Annotated in this window: 19 protein-coding genes; 10 read left to right on the top strand and 9 right to left on the bottom strand. The window is 38.7% G+C overall.

Annotation, left to right across the window (positions count from 1 at the left end; translation table 11 throughout):
• Positions 1-80 precede the first annotated feature (80 nt).
• Positions 81-2,051, bottom strand: a complete 1,971-nt coding sequence (locus L656_RS0112800; RefSeq protein WP_024599498.1) for an AsmA family protein — start codon at positions 2,049-2,051, stop codon at positions 81-83.
• A 233-nt stretch (positions 2,052-2,284) separates the two neighbouring features.
• Between L656_RS0112800 and L656_RS0112795 the strand changes: the two genes are divergently transcribed.
• The 3 genes from L656_RS0112795 to L656_RS0112785 all read left to right on the top strand — a co-directional run bounded on the left by L656_RS0112795 (position 2,285) and on the right by L656_RS0112785 (position 4,244).
• Positions 2,285-2,716 (top strand): hypothetical protein, encoded by a 432-nt coding sequence (locus L656_RS0112795; protein WP_024599497.1) that lies wholly within the window; start codon positions 2,285-2,287, stop codon positions 2,714-2,716.
• Positions 2,717-2,724: 8 nt separating this feature from the next.
• Entirely contained in the window at positions 2,725-2,925 is a 201-nt protein-coding gene (locus L656_RS0112790; RefSeq protein ID WP_024599496.1) for a helix-turn-helix transcriptional regulator, read from the top strand.
• Between the two features lie 155 nt (positions 2,926-3,080).
• Positions 3,081-4,244 carry a hypothetical protein gene (locus tag L656_RS0112785; protein ID WP_024599495.1) on the top strand — a complete coding sequence of 388 codons (1,164 nt, stop codon included), beginning with the start codon at positions 3,081-3,083 and terminating at the stop codon, positions 4,242-4,244.
• 44 nt (positions 4,245-4,288) lie between these two features.
• Here L656_RS0112785 and L656_RS01000000122275 read toward each other — a convergent pair whose 3' ends face one another.
• Positions 4,289-4,522: a hypothetical protein gene (locus L656_RS01000000122275; RefSeq protein ID WP_033036902.1), complete on the bottom strand. Its 234-nt coding sequence runs from the start codon at positions 4,520-4,522 to the stop codon at positions 4,289-4,291.
• Between L656_RS01000000122275 and L656_RS0112775 the strand changes: the two genes are divergently transcribed.
• The 5 genes from L656_RS0112775 to L656_RS0112755 all read left to right on the top strand — a co-directional run bounded on the left by L656_RS0112775 (position 4,521) and on the right by L656_RS0112755 (position 9,273).
• Positions 4,521-5,207 (top strand): TorF family putative porin, encoded by a 687-nt coding sequence (locus L656_RS0112775; RefSeq protein WP_024591363.1) that lies wholly within the window; start codon positions 4,521-4,523, stop codon positions 5,205-5,207. The two genes, L656_RS01000000122275 and L656_RS0112775, sit on opposite strands and share 2 nt — an antisense overlap.
• Positions 5,208-5,399: 192 nt before the next feature.
• Positions 5,400-6,113: a YIP1 family protein gene (locus L656_RS0112770; protein ID WP_024599493.1), complete on the top strand. Its 714-nt coding sequence runs from the start codon at positions 5,400-5,402 to the stop codon at positions 6,111-6,113.
• Between the two features lie 55 nt (positions 6,114-6,168).
• Entirely contained in the window at positions 6,169-7,335 is a 1,167-nt protein-coding gene (locus tag L656_RS0112765) for an efflux RND transporter periplasmic adaptor subunit (RefSeq protein ID WP_024599492.1), read from the top strand.
• Complete coding sequence (locus tag L656_RS0112760) at positions 7,335-8,042, top strand: ABC transporter ATP-binding protein (RefSeq protein WP_024599491.1); 708 nt, start codon at positions 7,335-7,337, stop codon at positions 8,040-8,042. The genes L656_RS0112765 and L656_RS0112760 overlap by 1 nt, the downstream gene beginning before the upstream one ends.
• On the top strand, positions 8,035-9,273 hold the full coding sequence (locus L656_RS0112755) for an ABC transporter permease (protein WP_024599490.1): 1,239 nt from the start codon (positions 8,035-8,037) through the stop codon (positions 9,271-9,273). The genes L656_RS0112760 and L656_RS0112755 overlap by 8 nt, the downstream gene beginning before the upstream one ends.
• Before the next feature lie 12 nt (positions 9,274-9,285).
• Here the strand turns inward: L656_RS0112755 and L656_RS0112750 are convergent, their stop codons facing one another.
• From L656_RS0112750 to L656_RS0112735, 4 genes are all read right to left on the bottom strand, one after another.
• Positions 9,286-9,615 (bottom strand): Bor/Iss family lipoprotein, encoded by a 330-nt coding sequence (locus tag L656_RS0112750; protein WP_024599489.1) that lies wholly within the window; start codon positions 9,613-9,615, stop codon positions 9,286-9,288.
• Complete coding sequence (locus L656_RS0112745; RefSeq protein WP_024599488.1) at positions 9,612-9,923, bottom strand: Bor family protein; 312 nt, start codon at positions 9,921-9,923, stop codon at positions 9,612-9,614. The genes L656_RS0112750 and L656_RS0112745 overlap by 4 nt, the downstream gene beginning before the upstream one ends.
• 183 nt (positions 9,924-10,106) lie before the next feature.
• Positions 10,107-13,685, bottom strand: coding sequence for an ABC transporter permease/M1 family aminopeptidase (locus L656_RS0112740; protein ID WP_024599487.1), 3,579 nt, complete (start codon positions 13,683-13,685; stop codon positions 10,107-10,109).
• A 9-nt stretch (positions 13,686-13,694) separates the two neighbouring features.
• The gene (locus L656_RS0112735; RefSeq protein WP_007584623.1) at positions 13,695-14,576 is read right to left on the bottom strand and encodes an ABC transporter ATP-binding protein; all 882 of its coding nucleotides are present in this window, start codon (positions 14,574-14,576) and stop codon (positions 13,695-13,697) included.
• Positions 14,577-14,762: 186 nt separating this feature from the next.
• Between L656_RS0112735 and L656_RS0112730 the strand changes: the two genes are divergently transcribed.
• On the top strand, positions 14,763-15,440 hold the full coding sequence (locus L656_RS0112730; protein ID WP_024599486.1) for a nitroreductase family protein: 678 nt from the start codon (positions 14,763-14,765) through the stop codon (positions 15,438-15,440).
• 204 nt (positions 15,441-15,644) lie between these two features.
• Here the strand turns inward: L656_RS0112730 and L656_RS0112725 are convergent, their stop codons facing one another.
• Positions 15,645-15,947, bottom strand: a complete 303-nt coding sequence (locus tag L656_RS0112725) for an ArsR/SmtB family transcription factor (RefSeq protein ID WP_024599485.1) — start codon at positions 15,945-15,947, stop codon at positions 15,645-15,647.
• A gap of 299 nt (positions 15,948-16,246) precedes the next feature.
• Between L656_RS0112725 and L656_RS0112720 the strand changes: the two genes are divergently transcribed.
• Complete coding sequence (locus tag L656_RS0112720) at positions 16,247-16,591, top strand: rhodanese-like domain-containing protein (RefSeq protein ID WP_024599484.1); 345 nt, start codon at positions 16,247-16,249, stop codon at positions 16,589-16,591.
• 23 nt (positions 16,592-16,614) lie between these two features.
• On the opposite strand, the gene L656_RS0112715 is transcribed toward L656_RS0112720, so the two are convergent.
• The gene (locus L656_RS0112715) at positions 16,615-17,010 is read right to left on the bottom strand and encodes a DUF1801 domain-containing protein (protein ID WP_024599483.1); all 396 of its coding nucleotides are present in this window, start codon (positions 17,008-17,010) and stop codon (positions 16,615-16,617) included.
• A gap of 45 nt (positions 17,011-17,055) precedes the next feature.
• Entirely contained in the window at positions 17,056-17,601 is a 546-nt protein-coding gene (locus L656_RS0112710; RefSeq protein ID WP_024599482.1) for a PH domain-containing protein, read from the bottom strand.
• Positions 17,602-17,639: the final 38 nt, after the last annotated feature.

The raw sequence follows: 17,639 nt of genomic DNA, 5'->3' as shown, positions 1-17,639 counted from the left end.
GGCTATGTAGCTATTTTACAGGTGGTTACAAAACAAACAAGGCACTATATAAGTGCCTTGTTTGTTTTAACTATAGATGATTAACCGAATAAACCTTTTAATTTATCTTTAATCTTATCCTTTGCTTTGTCTTTGGCTTTTTCTTTTGCCTCATCGACTTTCTGTTTAGCTTCATCTTTAAGCGCATTACCCACATCAAGCTTTATACCAACATCGTGGAAAGGCCCTTTTATACGTAGTGGTATTTTAAAACCAGTACTGTCATCAGTGGTTCCCTGTCCTTCGATTGATCCAACTATGCCTGTAACCAAACGGTAGTTAACCGCTGTTTGCGGTAAATCAACATCGCCTTCACCTGATATTCTTATGAGTGGGCTAATAAGTGATAAATCAGTATTTTTACCAACACCATTAGTAAAATTAAAACTACCAGTTAGTGCAGAGAAATCTGTTTGCTCAGATTCTTCAAATCCGGTATCCAGCCCTTCAGACGCTGCACCAAAGTTTCCTGAAATGAGTTCCTTACCTTTACGAACCATCTCAGCTATATTCGCACCTTTTACAGCCCCATCAGCAAACTCAAATCCAAGTTTTCCGTTAAGCGCACCAATAAGCGACTTTTGACTTTGGCCAGTTGTGTTTAGGTTCCAATTTAAAGAACCCTTACCCATTAGCTTGTCAAAACCTGCCGCATCAGTTAATAAAGGCTGTGCATCTATACCAGCTAAGTCAAAGTTAGTTGATATTTTATAAGGCACTTGTTGTGCGTTTACATTGATAACCCCTTTACCTGACCCTTCATAAGCAGAAAAGCTATCTAAGCTTAGTTTTGCAACGCTATTTTTTAAAGCAACAGTAAATTGATTTGCGCCCAACTTAATATCGTTAGCTTTTAATCCACTTGAACGAATAACTACATTCGCATCTAGTGAATTTAACGCACTTAGATCAATTTTAGTGTCATCCCATACTATTGGCTCTGCAGGTTTATCATTTTGCTCTACTGGCTCTTCTTGTTTTGCTACTGCTTCAGGTAGATACGGATTTAAATCAAGCATACCTAAATCAATATCAGCATTTACAGTTAAACGCTTACCTAGGTTAAGCTCGCTCTTACCTTTTATTTCCAATGCGTCTAACGTCGCAACTAAATCTTCTAAATTAAATTTCTCACCTGCTAGGTGCATTTTACCGTTTACACTAAATGCGTTAAAAGCATTATCTTTAGCGTCTAACTCTACACCTTGCCATTTCGCAATACGTTTAACAGACTCACCACTTAGTGCTAACTGACCTTTAATATCTTGGCCTTGCCCAGCGATGCTCCCTTCGAACGTTAAATCAACTAAACGAGAATCTAAGGTTTGTTTAACATTAAAAGTAGCACCTTCAATTGCTTTAGCAGGAGTATCTAATTTTATATCAAGCTCAAAACGCTCCTGCATATAAGTAATACCCCCTTTTACTTCTAATGTTTTACGAAGTGATGGAAGTAAAATAGCGAGCTCTAAATCACTAATTTGTTGCTTAGCACCTGTTAGACCATCTAGATAAGTAAATGTGCCGCCATAAATAGCAACCTCACCTAACTCAATATCAAAGTTATCTGGAAGCTTGATAGCTTCACCTGATTGGCTTTGCTCTTTAGGTTGCTCTGCAACTGCATCAAATAACTGCCAATTAGCTTTACCATTTTTGTCAGTTTCTAATAGGATATTTGGTTCATTTATAACAAACTTATCTAATTTAAACTCACCACCAAATAATGAAAACCAAGGTATGTGTACAGCAAGCTGTTTCATACTCGCCATATCGGCGCGCGAACCTGATTCCATATTTGCAAAATGCACGTCGTTAAGTTCTAACTTTAATGCAGGGAATACGCTAAGTGTTTTATCACCTTTAATAGTAAGAGTGCGCCCAGTTGTTTGTTCTACCTGCTGTGACACTTTATTAAAAATAGTATCAGTAGGGATTAAAAACGGTGCGGCAACAATTAGTGCTATACATAATAAAAGTATTACACCTACAATTTTAAGTAAGGTTTTCATGATCGTCCTTTCAAACGTGCAAATAATGTTCTTATCATAGCGAGTGTTAGCCTTAAAATCATTGTAGTTGATGTAAAAAAGCCACTAAAACTACTTTACCTGTTCTATATGAATCTTTCCTGAAACATTTTGATACCTTTAGGTTACAAATAAGTATTGACCCGGTGATACCCCAAGGTTACATTGATACCCAGAGGTTACAAAAAATAAAATACTATTACAGGATGAATACTATGAAACAACAGGATATTAAAACTGAAGAACAATTTATGGGTCAAAACATATGGATTAGTTTAAGCTCAGGGATAGTTTGTTTACTTCTCTGTGTTTACTCACTAATAAAACAAGATCAACATATTGGAGGGCTTTTAACCGTTGGAATGGGCGTTTTTTTTTATGTAGTTACAGTGATTATTTACCTCATTAAAGGGGGCTTTCCGTTAAAAATGTATTTTCAATACGCTTATAAAGATGAGTTTCTAAACACCATTGATACTAATGCCTATAAACATTTAAGTTTTGCATTTGTATTTTGCTTTCTTGGAGTTTTTTATAAAGGTGATGAAATAGCTAGCGAGGTCTCGCATGCAACTATGGCAATATTCTACCTAGGTATCATGCTCTTGGTATATGGCGCTTCATTGCTTTGGCAAAATCGTGATTAGGAGAGGAAATGCAAAATAACATAGCAAAGTATCGAAAAGAAGCCAGGCTTTCACAGCAAGAACTTGCTGATGCTATTAACGTGTCGCGCAAAACAATAAGTACCGTAGAAACAAACCGGTTTACGCCGTCGGTAATAATTGCTCTAAAAATAGCAAAGCATTTTAATACCTCAGTCGAAAGTCTCTTTGTACTGGATGAAAATGATTGATACATGTTAAAGCATTAGTCTCATTTTATTAGCAAAAATACTGATTTAGTCACTTCAATTGCAACGTATGGAGGACAGCGCTGTTGTTATTAGCGTAATTGCGCTAAAATAGACCAGCAAAAAAATATATATCTAAACCGGAGATTCTACAAGGCATGAAAAAACTGCTAATTTCACCGTCAAAAATGACGCTAGGCGAACAAGAAAATCAAATCTATCAGAACATTCTGAAGCAATCTTCAGAGTTAAGCCTTAACCTTATGGCCGTGAAAGTAGAAAACCACCCTGATGATTTTTTACCTTGGTGTTACGAATTGCTAAGTGCAAGCAGAGATCGTATGAACTACGATTTACTAGAGCCACAGCAGTTAACAGTACTTAAGAAGCTACACGATCAGCTTATTTCAGCTATCAGCTTTTTACAGGTTAAAACTTTACGTATTGCTCCGTGGCCTGTTGTAAGTGTATTTGTAGAACAACACAAAGATGTTATTGCACTTGATGAACAGCTTCGTTTGGTAGACTACATCAAAAGCATTCGTGAACAGTCTCTTAAAGATATGATTCCTGAAGACTTACTTACGTTTAGCGGTAAGCACATGGCATCACTTGATCCAAGCACATACAACTTTGACGTTGAATGGTTTGCATCTACAAAAAGTGCAAAGAGCTTCCATCAAATGCTTGGTGATTTACCAGGTGCTTTTGACGATGCACTAGTGAATATTCCACTTGAAGGTGATATTACTCAATACGAATATCAACAATTTGTTGCTGCTTATTCAAAAATATTCACCGACAACAACGAAAAACCAACACTTGCGCCTGCAACACGACTGCTTGCAATGCGTCGCCCTGATTTATTTACTCCGATTACAAATAATCGATTAGATGCATTATGTGGTGCCCTTGGTGTTTCTAAACTTAAAAATAGTGATTTTGAGCGTTACTGGCAAGATATCGTAAAAGGTATTCAAGCTATGTCATGGTACAAAATGGCTAAACCTAGTAATGAGTTAGAAGAACAATTGGTTGCTATTAAAGCATTAATTCCATGTTTCTTTCACTACGCTGATGCTAAAACACCAGATAACTCTAACTACATTAAACTGCTAACCAAGCCTAAACGTACTACAACTACTACAGGTAAAACTCAGCGTAGAGGTAAAGAGTCTGCAGAAATATTAGTAGACCGTGCACTTGCTGCTGACGATATTCCTGAGCATATTCGCAGTAAACGTGATTCAATTGTGAGTGAAGTACAAAAAGGTCGCAGCGTAAACGAAACAATTAGCCTTATGCGCACTATATTCGGTTAAAATCTTCTAATTTAGCCGTACTTTTATGGTGCGGCTAGGTTAATTTATGCACCAGCAATGTGCGCAACATCTTCCTTCATATTATCCCCCATCCTATTCATAAAATTCAAGCTCATGTTTTTAATAAATAAAAAATAATTTTTAATAAAAAATAATGAAGCTGGCACATACAGTGCAATTATCCCGTTAGTTAAACAATAAAAAGCCGTCAGCCTAAAGGTTCCGATTACATAATAAAAACCTTGGCGAGCAAAAATCATATAACGGGAAATGGACATGCTAAAACTAAAAAAAACAATCGCTATCAGTGCTATAGCATTAATGGGCGCAACATCTTTAACGTCAACAGCCGTACATGCTGAAGTAACAGCAAACGCAGCGGCAACATCAAACTACTTATGGCGTGGTCAAGAGCAAACTGGGGGCGATGCAGCTATTTCAGGCGGTATTGATTACGCTAATGAATCGGGCTTTTATGCAGGTACTTGGGCTTCAAATGCATCGTGGGCAGATGAAATGACCTATGAGCTTGATTTATATGCAGGCTTTGGTGGCGACATTAACGAAAGCGTTAGCTATGATGTTGGCTATATTTATTACGCTTACCCAGACGCAGCCTCTGAAGCTGACGCAGATTTCTCTGAAATTTACGGTAGCATCAGTGTTGAAGGCTTTACCTTTGGTGCTTCAGTACTAGCAACATCAGCTGCAAGTGGTGATGGTACAGACTTTGGTGATTCACTTTACCTGACAGCTGACTACGGTTTTGCTGTTGGCAGTAACGGCACTGAAATGGCACTTCACTTAGGCCACTACTCTGGTGACTTTATTGGTGATGACAATATCTTAGATTACGGTGTATCAATTTCGAAAGATGGGTTCACTTTTGGTTTATCTGATACAGATATGGATGACTCAGATATTAAAGCTTACGTTGCTTATTCTGTAGACTTTAATTTATAAGAAAGAATGTGTTACTTGCTGCAACACGAAGGGCCTTTTGGCCCTTTTCTTATTTTTGAACAAGCCCCTTCACACCTGTTAACAAACCGTTACAATTGAATGAAAACAATACATACATTTTCCTTTATTCTATTACCTAGTCACTGGGCATTTATAACTGCCTAGCCATAAAATAGGTATAAAGGAATAATAATGAAATCACCTAACGCGTTTAGCGCCCTACTCGATATTTATATAAGTCCTAGTAAAGCTTTCAATGGTGTTGAACACGCCAGAGGTTGGTCATGGCTTGCTTTTATAGTCATGTCTTTAGTTTCAATGGCGAGTATTTATATTTTTTATTCCACTGTTGATATGCAGTTTTTGATTAATGAGCAAGTAGCAGCATCAACTATTGATGCGACGATTGGCGAGCAAAAAATGATTCGCCAAAGTATAGAGCAAAATGCAGAAGGCCAAGTATGGTTTGGTTTGTTTGGCGGCGTAATTGCGCTGGCTATCATGAATGCATTAATGGCACTTTATTATATGCTTGTGGCTAAACAGGATCCTGCATCAGAACATAGCTACGGAGCTTGGTATGGATTCTCTACCTGGACAATGATGCCAGTTGTTATTTCAAGCCTAGGAACAATTGCTCTTGTACTAAGTGCAAGTACAGATCAAATATCTCAACAAGCCGTATTTAGCTATGCATCCATTAACCAATTAATAATAGGACTTGAAATTGGCCATCCTTTTTATAGCTTATTAGAATCAATAAACTTGTTTAGCTTTTGGAGCATTACGCTGGGAATGATCGGCTTAAAATGCTGGACTAATTTTTCAACTAACAAAGCACTCCTATTCTCTGCTCTTCCTTCAATTATTATTTTTGGTATTTGGGCAATCATTGCAGCAAGTTAACTCTTAAGTGGAGGTAGATACTAGCTCCACATTACTTAATTCACGGATAGATAAAATGAAAAAAGCAATAATCATCACACTCGCTGTAGGCGCATTTATAGCCCTAATTGTGTCAAAGCAAATTTCTGGCGATGAAAAACAAGCCGAAGTAAATATTGCTCAAGTAGAGCTTGGCGACATTGCTGACTCAATAATGGCTTCAGGTAATTTAGTTTTTAATACACAAGTGCAATTACGCTCTGAAGTGACAGGCCGAGTGGATAAAATATTTGTTCAAGAAGGCCAAGGAGTTAAACAAGGCGATATGTTAATGCGCCTTGATACAACTGCTTTTGAATCAGAAGTTACCCGTAGTAAAGCAATCCTTCGCGCCACAGAGATTGAAATTAAACATAGTAGAACACGCCTGACCAATCTAGAGCGACAACTTAAAAGACAAAAAGACTTATACGATGTAGGTTTAGGTAATCAAGAAAGCTATGAGAACATTGAAAGCGCACGCGATCTAGCTAAAATCGATATTGAATCACGAATAGAGTCGTACAACCAAGCACAAGCGTCACTACAAATTGCGCAAGATCGCTTAAGTAAAAGTGTATTTAGAGCTCCAATGAGCGGCTTGCTTGCATCTGTAAATATTAAAGAAGGTGAAACCGTTATAGCCGGTACTACTAATATTATTGGCTCTGATTTAATGCTAGTAGCAGACCCAAGCGCTATTTTAGCCGAGCTACGTGTGGATGAAACTGACATTGCGAGTATTAAGCTTAACCAAAAAGCGAATATTTATGCGGCCGCATATCCTAATAAACCATTTAGTGGCACAGTAATCAATATTGGTACTTCAGCTAAAAACCAAGCCGGCTCTCAAGGTTTATCGTTTAAAGTAAAAGTATTACTCGATACTACTGAGCGCCAGCTATATGCAGGAATGAGTTGTAGAGCAGAGATCGCAACAAGCATTGCCGAAAACGGTTTAAAACTTCCAATAGAAGCAATCCAAAAAGAAGACGATAAAACATTTGTATGGCGACTAAATAGCGATAATACAGTTAGTAAAATTGCCATAACTGTTGGAATATCATCTGATATAGAGCAAGCAATTACTGACGGCTTAAATGAAGGCGACAACATTGTTATTGGTCCTGCGCGCCCAGTAAGTCTTTTGACTGAAGGTGATGTGGTAAAACTTAAGTCAGATGCAGACAAGGAAGAAGCTTAATGTCTGCGGTAATCAAACTTGAGCATATTAATAAACAATACAAAATGGGCTCAGAGGTATTTAAAGCACTTGATGATGTAAACGTACATATAATGCAAAACGAGTACGTGGCGATTATAGGACCTTCTGGTTCAGGCAAGTCGACCTTAATGAACTTACTAGGTTGTTTAGATACACCCACCAGTGGCGAATACTACTTAAAAGACAAACTAGTAAAAAGTATGACCGAGACAGAGCTTGCTCATCAGCGTAATGAAAGCGTTGGGTTTATATTTCAAAGCTTTAATTTAATACCACGTGCAACCGCACTAGAAAATGTAATGCAGCCTTTAGTGTATCGCTTTATCCCTAGCAAACAGCGCAAGCAACAAGCCCTAGAAGCACTAAAACGGGTAGGTCTCGGTGATAAAGTTAATCATTTATCTAGCCAGCTATCGGGCGGGCAACGTCAACGGGTTGCTATTGCCCGCGCTTTAGTCACAAAACCACATATATTATTAGGAGATGAACCCACAGGTAATCTTGATAGTAAAACGACCCGCGAAATTATGGATTTGTTTGATGAGCTGCATAACGAAGGTCACACTATTATTTTAGTAACACATGAGCAAGAAATTGCCGATCATTGCCAACGCGTAATTCGTTTAGTCGACGGTAAAGTGGTAAGTGATGTAACTAAAGATGAAGGAATCAAGCAGCATGTTTAAATCAGCTCTTGCGATAATGGAAGGCACTAAAGCCGCTTTTTCAGCTATTAAAGCTAATGCAATGCGCAGCGCACTGACCTGTTTGGGCATTATTATTGGTGTTGCCGCCGTAGTTACTGTAGTTGCAGTAATGCAGGGTTTTACAAAGCAAATAAATGATCAATTTGCTGATATGTCGCCAGATGTAACAACAATAAAGCCTTACACCAGTATTGAACTCGAAATGGTTGGTAAAAATGCCAAGCTTACCTACGACGATTTTTTAGCTTTAAAGTCGCGTATAAAAGAAGCTGAAACGCTAACTGCCCTAATGTTTACCTGGCGTTTTTCGGGAGGGGCTGAGTATGGAAATAAAAGCCATTCATCGCGTGTAATAGGTACTGAGCAAGACTATCAAAAAGCGTATCGTACTTACCCTGAACTTGGCCGCTTTATTCGTGCCGAAGATGATGATAAACGTAGAAGAGTCGCATTTATCGGCCCTTCAATCATAGAAAAGCTAAACCTTCCTGAAAGCCCAGTAGGTGAATATATAAAACTAGGTGGTGAATGGTTTAGGATTATTGGTGTTGCTGAAAAACAAGGTAGCTTATTTGGCTTTGACCAAGACGATTACATTAATATTCCAATTAGTACTATGAGTGCTTTAGAAGGCGGAAGTACACAAACTAATGTGCAAATTATGTTTAGGTTAAATGAAGGTACTAACGAAGAACAAGTGCTTGCAAAAATAACCCGTGTATTACGCCAACTACATAAACTAAAAGAGAAAGATGAAAACGACTTTGAATTTGAAACCGCTGAAAAATCTCGTGCCCAAATAGATAAATTTACCAGCAGTGCTACCGCTATTACTGCAGGTATTGTTGGCATTAGCTTACTCGTTGGCGGTATTGGTGTTATGAATATAATGCTCGTGTCGGTAACTGAACGCACACGCGTTATTGGTACATTAAAAGCACTAGGCGCAACGCCTGGCTTTATTATGCTGCAGTTTTTAGTTGAAGCCGTTGTGCTTTCACTCTTTGGTGGCTTAATAGGACTCATTATAGGGTATGGCGCCGCAGGGCTAATTTCATTCTTAGTCCCGAGTATGCCTGATGCATATATACCAGCATGGGCTGTAATACTATCGTTCGGATTTACATCAATGATTGGAATTATATTTGGTTTAGCCCCCGCAATTAAAGCAGCAAGACTAAACCCTATAGATGCACTACGTTACGAGTGATAGTGATAATAATTACTCAGCTTTAAATGGTACCTTATTACATTGTACTTCTACTGTTTTAGGGTACCAAGCTGGGCCGATTTGATTCACAACCACCTCAGCTAAACCATTAGTAAACGATTTATACGTATGAACGCTTTGCCACTCCCCTTGTGGGCAATGTGTTGTTAAATCTAACGGCTCTGATCCCTCGTACAACGCAAGTGCAAAATTATGATGCCACCGTGAGCTTTTTAGTGCTTTATTGCTTACTTTGCTCTGCATACCGTTATCAAAGTAAATATTTGTACATCCAGTTAAAATAATTAGTGTGCAACCGGCTGCAAATAACTTGATGCTCATAATGTCTCCCCTAGTACTTGCTCTTGGCACCACACTTTAATGGTATGGGGCGAGTATATTCCAAGCGTAATTAAACTCAGCGCTCCATCACTAAACGTTTGTTGTGACTGCATTTGAATAACCGGTGTATCTAAGCAAACTTGTTTTACATCTACCCGCTGCTCACCCACTAATCCCCATAAATAAAATGGGCGGCTATCCTCGTAGGTCGCTTTACTTGTAATTTTTGCGATAGCTTGTGGCTGAATGGTTACCGCAGAACAAGCACTGAGGCTTAATGCTATCGCCCCTATAATTAATGGTTTCATACTCTTCCTTATAAACTAAATACCAGTAAGGTAACTTTATAAGAGAACATAAAATATTAGCGTAAAAAGCTGTGGGGAATATGTAGAAACGCTATGAAGTTTTATACAGTTTATTACACATAAAGGCCGCATAAATGCGGCCTTTAAAGTAGTCAACTTAAGTGGTTAGTAAATAAATAGACGTTAGAATTTAGCTAAATTATTTTTACTGTCTTTGTCGACCAGCTTAATGTAAGGATCTACCCCCGCAAATAATGGTTTTTCTTTTACTTTTAGCTCAATAGTATTGGTACCAGACACTATTTGATGCTTTTGCGAGTAAATAACAAAGTCTTCAGCGAGTAGGTTTTCAGGGTCATCGCTAAATAATGCAATATCAATTAACTCATCGAGCGGCTGCTCGGTTTCTTCACCTTGTCCATCGGCATGCTGCTTAGTTGCTTCAACGCTCAGTGTTACGGTGTAAAAACCTTCGCTATCAACATCATCTGTAACCGACACTGCTTTCATTTCAAGCTCATAAAGCGTTATATATTTAAACTGATCATCAATAAAACTTTGCTCCGCTTGCGTTGCGTCTTGTTTTAAATAGCTAAGTAAATCAAGCGTAGTTGGGTATGGCGTTGACTGGTATTTAAACTCATTCAAAAACGCTTTAAGTGCGGCATTTAAGCGCTCTTCACCTAATCGGTCATACAAAGCCATCATCGCAACTGAGCCTTTATTGTAATGAAGATATTGTTGAGACTGCGTTTTATACAGCGGCATTTCTTCAAAGGCTTCGCCAGTACGGCCCATTAAGTATCTATCTAACTCGTACTTTAAAAATTTACGAAGTTTCTCGGCGCCAAAGCGTTTTTTTAGCACCATAAGTGCGCTGTATTGGGAGAGCGATTCAGAAATAACGGCACTGCCCTCTACATTAGCCCCCGATACTTGATGCCCCCACCATTGGTGTGCAACTTCATGTGCGGTTACATAGTAAGGGTAGTCAACTTTACTCTCATCTCTTAAGTCTGTAATAAAGCCCATGCTTTCTGAGTAAGGCACCGTATTAGCAAAACTTTGCGCAAACGAGCGATACTTAGGAAACTCAATAATACGTAACTGCTTATGCTGATATGCCCCAAAGGCTTGTGTAAAGTAATCTATCGAGTCTTGTACCGATTCAATCATACGGTCAATATTCCATGCATGATTTTTGTGGTAATACACCTCAATATTTACCCCATTATGCTCAACCTTTTTACTTTTAAGCTCTGCCGAAAGCACCGCATAAAAGTTTAAAATAGGCGCATCCATTTCATAAACAAAAGTGCGGCGCCCGTCTTTTACACTTTCACTTTGTAAATACCCTGGGGTAATCGCAAATTGCGACTCGTCGGTTATTACCGTTGCCTTAAAGTTAATAAACCCATTAGCTGCACCAAAATCACTTTGTGTATAGTACTGACTGTCTTCTAGCTTATGGGCACGTTCAAGTTCTGGTAAATCATGCTTACGACGTTCAAATTTATCAGCTACCTGTAAACCACTGTTATAACCAAAGCTAGGAAGGAGTTCCAAGTTATTAATAAAAGTGCCATTGGCAACTAATTGTGTATCAGAGCCTTGATCAGTAAAGCCTGTATGTTCGCGAGTAACAGACAGTTGCCCTTCTCTTATTTCGTTTGGCATAAGCGGCTGCTCAAACTCAAACCATGCTGAATAAAGCGCTGGTAATTTTTCAACTATCTTACCGCCTGCCATGGCCACATCCCAACTTTTAGCGTGTTGAGGAGAGGAGATCAATACTCGCGTAATTGGCTCGTTAGAGGTATTGGTAAATTTAATTTTTGCCACAGCACTTAAAGCACGTTTTTTTGGATAAATATCAACAGTTAAGTCAACATCGGTCACCATAGGTAGTGCTAAGTCTTTGTATTGTGCAAACTGCTGTTCATAACTTATTTGCTTGTCTTGAAACTCATCGCTCGTAGTAAACTCGTTCAAAACTCTTGTGTTGTTATAAATATTGTAGCCTGCACCAACAAACACTAATGCACTAATAACCGCAACTGCTTGCCCTTTTAGCGACATATTATAACGAAGCATAGACAGGCGTGTACGCAGCGTTTGTGAAGGACCGCGGTGCCATAACGCAAACCCGACAATCGCTAAAACAAGACTTAACGCGCCCCAATATAGGGTATACCAATGCGCGCCTTGTAAAAAATGTCCATAACCGTTTATATCTGAATACGGTACGCTACTGCTTTGCGAAAAATGATACATATGATGCTCAAACCCGTAAGCACCCATTACCATTTGAGCAATGTAATACAAAATAAATAAACCCATACCTATGTATTTATTAGGGCTAATTATTTGTAAAAAGAACGCCAATATAGCCATCATAATAAAAGGCAGTAATGTAAGGTAACCCAACCTAAATAAGTACTGGCCAAGCTCTAGGTTAAATTGCCCCTTAAACAGTTGCACTGCAATGGTAAACATCATGCCTACTAAATAAAGACCACAAACTGCAGTGATTAACGCAATAATTTTAGATACCCAAAACACACTGTTATGCACCGGGAAACTGTCAACAATATCACCCATACCACTGTGGCGTTCTCGCCAAACCAGCTCTGCGCTGTAATAAGCAATAATGATAAACATAAACAAAGCGGAGGAGTTTTGAATAATGCCCACCATGTTTTGTGTAAGCGGCCAATCTGTTGTGCCATACGCGCCAATAGGCGCAAAGAGTGGTGCGAGTAACATAGTAATACTGACACCCGCTAAAATCATAAAAGGGGCACTTAATATAACCTGCTTAAGTTCAAATAAGCTGCGCATTACTAATTGCGATTGCGTATTTACCCCTTTTGACTTGTAATTTTTAGCGCTGCTAATAAGTGCTGCTTGTTTATTTTTTACAAACGTTGAGACAGCAAATTGCTTTTTCTGTTTTTTACTTACTACGCGATTACCTAACTTTCCGAGGCCAAAAAACATCGCTAAACTTATTGCTACCCATAAAATACGGTTAATTAAAAAATCGCCCGAGAGCGTTAACACTTCGGTATTTTTATCACTTACAGTCCAGTAACGGGTTAAGTCAATTAACGAACCGAGGCCGAATGGATCTGCGTAAACAACAATATTCCTAAACGCTAAATCATCAAAATAGATACTCGCCAATTGGTAGGTTATATAAATCACTACGGCCGTTACATATACCGCCATCATGGTTTTAAAATAGACCGCCACACTATTAAAAATAGCACTGAGTACCAGTAAGCTGGGTATTGCTAAATATAAAAAAGGCGCTGCGTAATATATAAACTTATTAGGGCCTACTAGCTCACTATCAAGCCAGCCAACCAACAAGCCAAATTGAGATCCCAAAAACACGCCTAATGGCACAGTTAAAAAAACAACTAGCACAACCAAGTAAGCACCAAAAAAACGTCCTGATTGATAAACAAGAGGGTCAACGGGCTTACTAAATACCAGCTCATCCATTTTGCTTTCACTGTTGCGAATAGCGGAGCTGGCAACAAAATTAACCACTAAAAACATAGCGAGTGTACAAAATGTAACGGTTAAAAGCATAATAGAGAAAGGCGAGTTCATATGAACATTCGCCCCACCTAGCGGAAACTTACTACTGGAGCTTATAAAAAACGCCATAAAAAAGAAGATTAACGACGTCACATAAAACGAAGGCTGGCGCACAAAGTAGCGCAGCTCAAACGCGAGCATATTAAAAAACATAACGCCTCCTTATGCTACTTGGCTGTTACGATGATTAAGCAGAGTAGAAAAATACACATCTTCTAGGTTTGCATTACTTGCTTCAAACCCTTGTGGGGCTTGCTCTGCTATTACATGTAAAATTGTTTTCCCTGCAAATAGGCGCTTAGAAATAACCGGTAATTGTGGTTCCAGCTCTTGCGCTTCTTCTTGGCTCATGGCTTTGCGCCATATTTGCCCTTGGAGTTTATCGGTAAGGGCAATTGGGTTGCCCTCTAATAGTATTTTGCCGCCGGCCAGTACGGCCATGTTTGGGCAAAGCTCTGCTACATCTTCAACAATGTGAGTCGATAATATAACGACTTTTTGCTCACCTAAGCTTACTAACAGGTTATGGAAACGATTACGCTCTTCAGGATCTAACCCTGCTGTTGGTTCATCAACGATTAGTAAATCAGGGTCGCCTAATAACGCTTGAGCAATACCAAAACGCTGACGCATACCGCCCGAAAAGCCACTTACGGCTTTAGAGCGATGTTGATATAAATTAGTGTGCGCAAGTAATCCTTCAACCGACTCTTTACGCTCGGCTTTATTATGAATCCCCTTTAAAACAGCCATATGATCCAGCAAATCGTAAGCACTAACACGTGGATACACACCAAAATCTTGCGGGAGGTAACCTAAACGTTGGCGCAGTGCCTGTGGGTCTTTAAAAACATCAATACCATCAAAAGTAATTGAACCTGAATCAGCCGACTGCAGTGTTGCAATGGTACGCATTAGCGATGATTTACCTGCGCCATTTGGCCCAAGTAATCCAAACATCCCTTTACCTATAGATAAATCAACACCTTGTAGTGCATGTACGCCGTTATCGTAGGTTTTAGATAACCCTGTTATTGATAGCATTTTTACTTCCTTGAATATGAGTAATTATTTTTATAATGTTTTATACCACAAGAAAAATAGGAACATAAGTTACTTGCTGGTTAAATTTGTAACAACAAATAAACATAATTTAAACTCATAACACTTGCCTGCACTGTATTCACTCGGTATAAAAACCACATATACTTTTATAAGAAGCGAAAAGCCATGCAAGATCACCAAAGCCAGCCATTAAACGACTTTATAGAATACCCACACGACGAAATGCTAAATCGCGCTAACGAGTTTTTAACCACTAGCCAACGCCGCCATAGCATTCGCAGCTTTAGCGATCGCCCTGTACCAAAAAATATTATTGAAGCATGTATAAAAGCAGCTGGCACAGCACCTAGTGGAGCGAATCATCAGCCTTGGCATTTTGTGGCTATAAACAGTAGCGATGTAAAAAAACAAATAAGAGAAGCCGCAGAAAAACTAGAGCGTTCTTTTTACGAAGGCAGAGCAGGTGAAGAATGGTTAGATGCGCTAAAACCGTTAGGTACCGACGCCAATAAACCTTACTTAGAACATGCGCCTTGGCTTATAGCTGTATTTAGTCAAAAAAAGGGGGGCGTAAGCACCGATGATAAAAATACGAATTATTATGTGCATGAGTCTGTTGGCTTAGCTACCGGCTTTTTAATTCAGGCTTTGCATCGTGCTGGTTTGGCAACCCTTACTCATACTCCAAAACCAATGAGTTTTTTAACCGACATATGTGGTCGCGATAAAGATAACGAGCGCCCGTATATGCTACTTATTGCAGGCTACCCTAGTGACGATGCCACAATACCCGCGCATGCACTGGATAAAAAATCTATTGATGAAATAGCTACGTTTATTTGAGTTGGTATTCAACCGCAAATTTTCGCTTGAGTTAAATCTTGCGATAACATGCTGCTACATATCTATAGTTTGGTCTAAGCATAGTAGCTGTTTTCGTACGAGCTCTATTTACGTACAAACATTTTAAAAATTAATAGCACAAAAGTAATAGAGCTGAGGTTATTCTTTTGTGCTTTCACTGCGCTACTGACGCAACTAAAAGCGTTAGTCTTTACAAAATAAGCTATATAGCGTGCTAAGTAATTGCACTGCGTTATCGTCAATTACACGATAATAAATAGTTTGGCTTTCACGGCGAGTGGCAACAACATTCGCTTTTCGTAGTGCAGCTAAATGCTGAGAAAGTGCCGATTGTGCTAAAGGTACGGCTTCATTTAGTTGCGATACGCTCATTTCTTTATCTTGCAAAGAGCATAAAATCATTAAACGATTTTTATTCGCTAAAATTTTTAATAACTGCTCTGCCTGCGCCACATTCCCAGCCATTGCAATAAAGTCGATGTCCATAACATGCTCTTATTATAAAAAGTGATTGGAGTATAAATATATACATTGTTAATGTCTAACATTAGAATTTACTAATATAGAAAAAACGAATATAGTAAATAAAACACTAAATAAAGCTCAATAGCTCATTTTTTAATTGCGGAACTCATAATTACCGTATTTGTGTTGCTGCAATATTTTGATCCTAGATGAATATGGCTTACTGTTTTTACTACAATAAACTTAATTCAACTGCTATTAGTTGCTGGTATCTGATGATCACACTATTACGCAAACGTAACCTTAAGGAATAAAAAAGCATGCTTACATCAATCCCTGATTTACTTAAAATTATCACACCTAACCAACGCCGTATTGACGCAGCGCAAGCGAAACTCGAGCTTGAACAAAATAAAGGTTTACTTATTGATGTGCGAGAACCTGCAGAGCATGCAACAAAAGCAGCTGTTGGAGCAATAAATATTCCGCGTGGGTTACTCGAAATGAAACTAATGGAAATAGAAAAAGACGCAGCACGTCCAATTTACGTGCACTGCGCAAGTGGTGCTCGCGCAACGTTGGGAGCAGAAGCATTAACGCGTGTGGGTTATGAAAACGTGACCGTTATTACCTGTGATGCAAACCAAATATGTAGCGTATTTTAAGCACATACGTAAGTACTTGGTAGTTATACCCCTAGCAAAGGGTAGTGCTTAACTTTATGATAAGTCAGTGCTAATTTAATACACGCTTTAAGTGGGTGTTCTGGTAATGGCTTTTCACTATTTAACACTATTGCTCTATTTCCTTCAAAGGTAAGATTATGAGAGTACAATTCTCTAAATGTGCTTACTAGCTTTGATTGGCAATGAAAAAACAAATAACACGATGAGCCCTTAAAGCCTATGCGAATGGGGCTGCCATTTATTACGCTATAACTTGGCTCTCCCCACTTTAGTGACTCTTCAACGGCTCCTAAGTTTTGCTCTTGTGCTACGATATAAATTAACTCTCGTAATTTTATGAGCTTACTTTTAATTAACTCAGGATAATTATTAAATATATTTTCGACACCCTTATTCATAAAAGCATCCTTCTTAGCAGAGCATTCGTTACATTTAAGGCTAAACTATTTTTGCTGCCTTTCATCAAGTAAAACTAGTAGCATCTGCTCAATATTTTTAACACTATAAGTAAGTGCTCTCAGTAGCTCTTTCTCACTTTGCTCTGTTGCCTGCTGCGACGTTTTACCTTGATTAGCCAATACATCTTTTTGCTCAAGTATCGCCTCTCTAAACTCACTCGCATTAACTACACCAAGTAAAGATACTAAAGCGCCATTTCCTGACTGCCCAGCTGTTTCAAAACTTAAACGGTACAACCCAAATAGTCGCATTAGTGGGCCTTGGCTTAAACCTACATCGGTTATTTTTTCAAGCGGAATAGATTTTTCTTCTTTAAATAATATGCCACGTTTAACTACCAATTTTTGTGGTAATAAGTCAGCAGACATAGCTGCGAGTATTCGCCCGCCCACTAGCCATACAATCGCCAAGACAATGGGTAACAACGGAATAGTCACCAGCGCTAGTACACTAAAAAAAGCGGCCATTAGCATCCAGTATTGCTGAACCTTCGGGTCGAAAGATGCACTTTTTAAAATATGTTTTGTCATTGTTTTAATCCTTTATCTATATAACTAAAAATACACTC

Source organism: Pseudoalteromonas sp. TAE56 (assembly GCF_000497955.1).
Taxonomy (GTDB): domain Bacteria; phylum Pseudomonadota; class Gammaproteobacteria; order Enterobacterales; family Alteromonadaceae; genus Pseudoalteromonas.
The sequence above is the reverse complement of the archived record's forward strand: the minus strand, read 5'-3'. Positions and strand labels throughout refer to the sequence as shown.

Bases quoted from the DNA above. Each gene is read 5' to 3' on its own strand.
- L656_RS0112800 (WP_024599498.1), bottom strand. From the start codon at position 2,051: ATGAAAACCTTACTTAAAATTGTAGGTGTAATACTTTTATTATGTATA.
- L656_RS0112795 (WP_024599497.1), top strand. From the start codon at position 2,285: ATGAAACAACAGGATATTAAAACTGAAGAACAATTTATGGGTCAAAAC.
- L656_RS0112790 (WP_024599496.1), top strand. From the start codon at position 2,725: ATGCAAAATAACATAGCAAAGTATCGAAAAGAAGCCAGGCTTTCACAG.
- L656_RS0112785 (WP_024599495.1), top strand. From the start codon at position 3,081: ATGAAAAAACTGCTAATTTCACCGTCAAAAATGACGCTAGGCGAACAA.
- L656_RS0112775 (WP_024591363.1), top strand. From the start codon at position 4,521: ATGCTAAAACTAAAAAAAACAATCGCTATCAGTGCTATAGCATTAATG.
- L656_RS01000000122275 (WP_033036902.1), bottom strand. From the start codon at position 4,522: ATGTCCATTTCCCGTTATATGATTTTTGCTCGCCAAGGTTTTTATTAT.
- L656_RS0112770 (WP_024599493.1), top strand. From the start codon at position 5,400: ATGAAATCACCTAACGCGTTTAGCGCCCTACTCGATATTTATATAAGT.
- L656_RS0112765 (WP_024599492.1), top strand. From the start codon at position 6,169: ATGAAAAAAGCAATAATCATCACACTCGCTGTAGGCGCATTTATAGCC.
- L656_RS0112760 (WP_024599491.1), top strand. From the start codon at position 7,335: ATGTCTGCGGTAATCAAACTTGAGCATATTAATAAACAATACAAAATG.
- L656_RS0112755 (WP_024599490.1), top strand. From the start codon at position 8,035: ATGTTTAAATCAGCTCTTGCGATAATGGAAGGCACTAAAGCCGCTTTT.
- L656_RS0112750 (WP_024599489.1), bottom strand. From the start codon at position 9,615: ATGAGCATCAAGTTATTTGCAGCCGGTTGCACACTAATTATTTTAACT.
- L656_RS0112745 (WP_024599488.1), bottom strand. From the start codon at position 9,923: ATGAAACCATTAATTATAGGGGCGATAGCATTAAGCCTCAGTGCTTGT.
- L656_RS0112740 (WP_024599487.1), bottom strand. From the start codon at position 13,685: ATGTTTTTTAATATGCTCGCGTTTGAGCTGCGCTACTTTGTGCGCCAG.
- L656_RS0112735 (WP_007584623.1), bottom strand. From the start codon at position 14,576: ATGCTATCAATAACAGGGTTATCTAAAACCTACGATAACGGCGTACAT.
- L656_RS0112730 (WP_024599486.1), top strand. From the start codon at position 14,763: ATGCAAGATCACCAAAGCCAGCCATTAAACGACTTTATAGAATACCCA.
- L656_RS0112725 (WP_024599485.1), bottom strand. From the start codon at position 15,947: ATGGACATCGACTTTATTGCAATGGCTGGGAATGTGGCGCAGGCAGAG.
- L656_RS0112720 (WP_024599484.1), top strand. From the start codon at position 16,247: ATGCTTACATCAATCCCTGATTTACTTAAAATTATCACACCTAACCAA.
- L656_RS0112715 (WP_024599483.1), bottom strand. From the start codon at position 17,010: ATGAATAAGGGTGTCGAAAATATATTTAATAATTATCCTGAGTTAATT.
- L656_RS0112710 (WP_024599482.1), bottom strand. From the start codon at position 17,601: ATGACAAAACATATTTTAAAAAGTGCATCTTTCGACCCGAAGGTTCAG.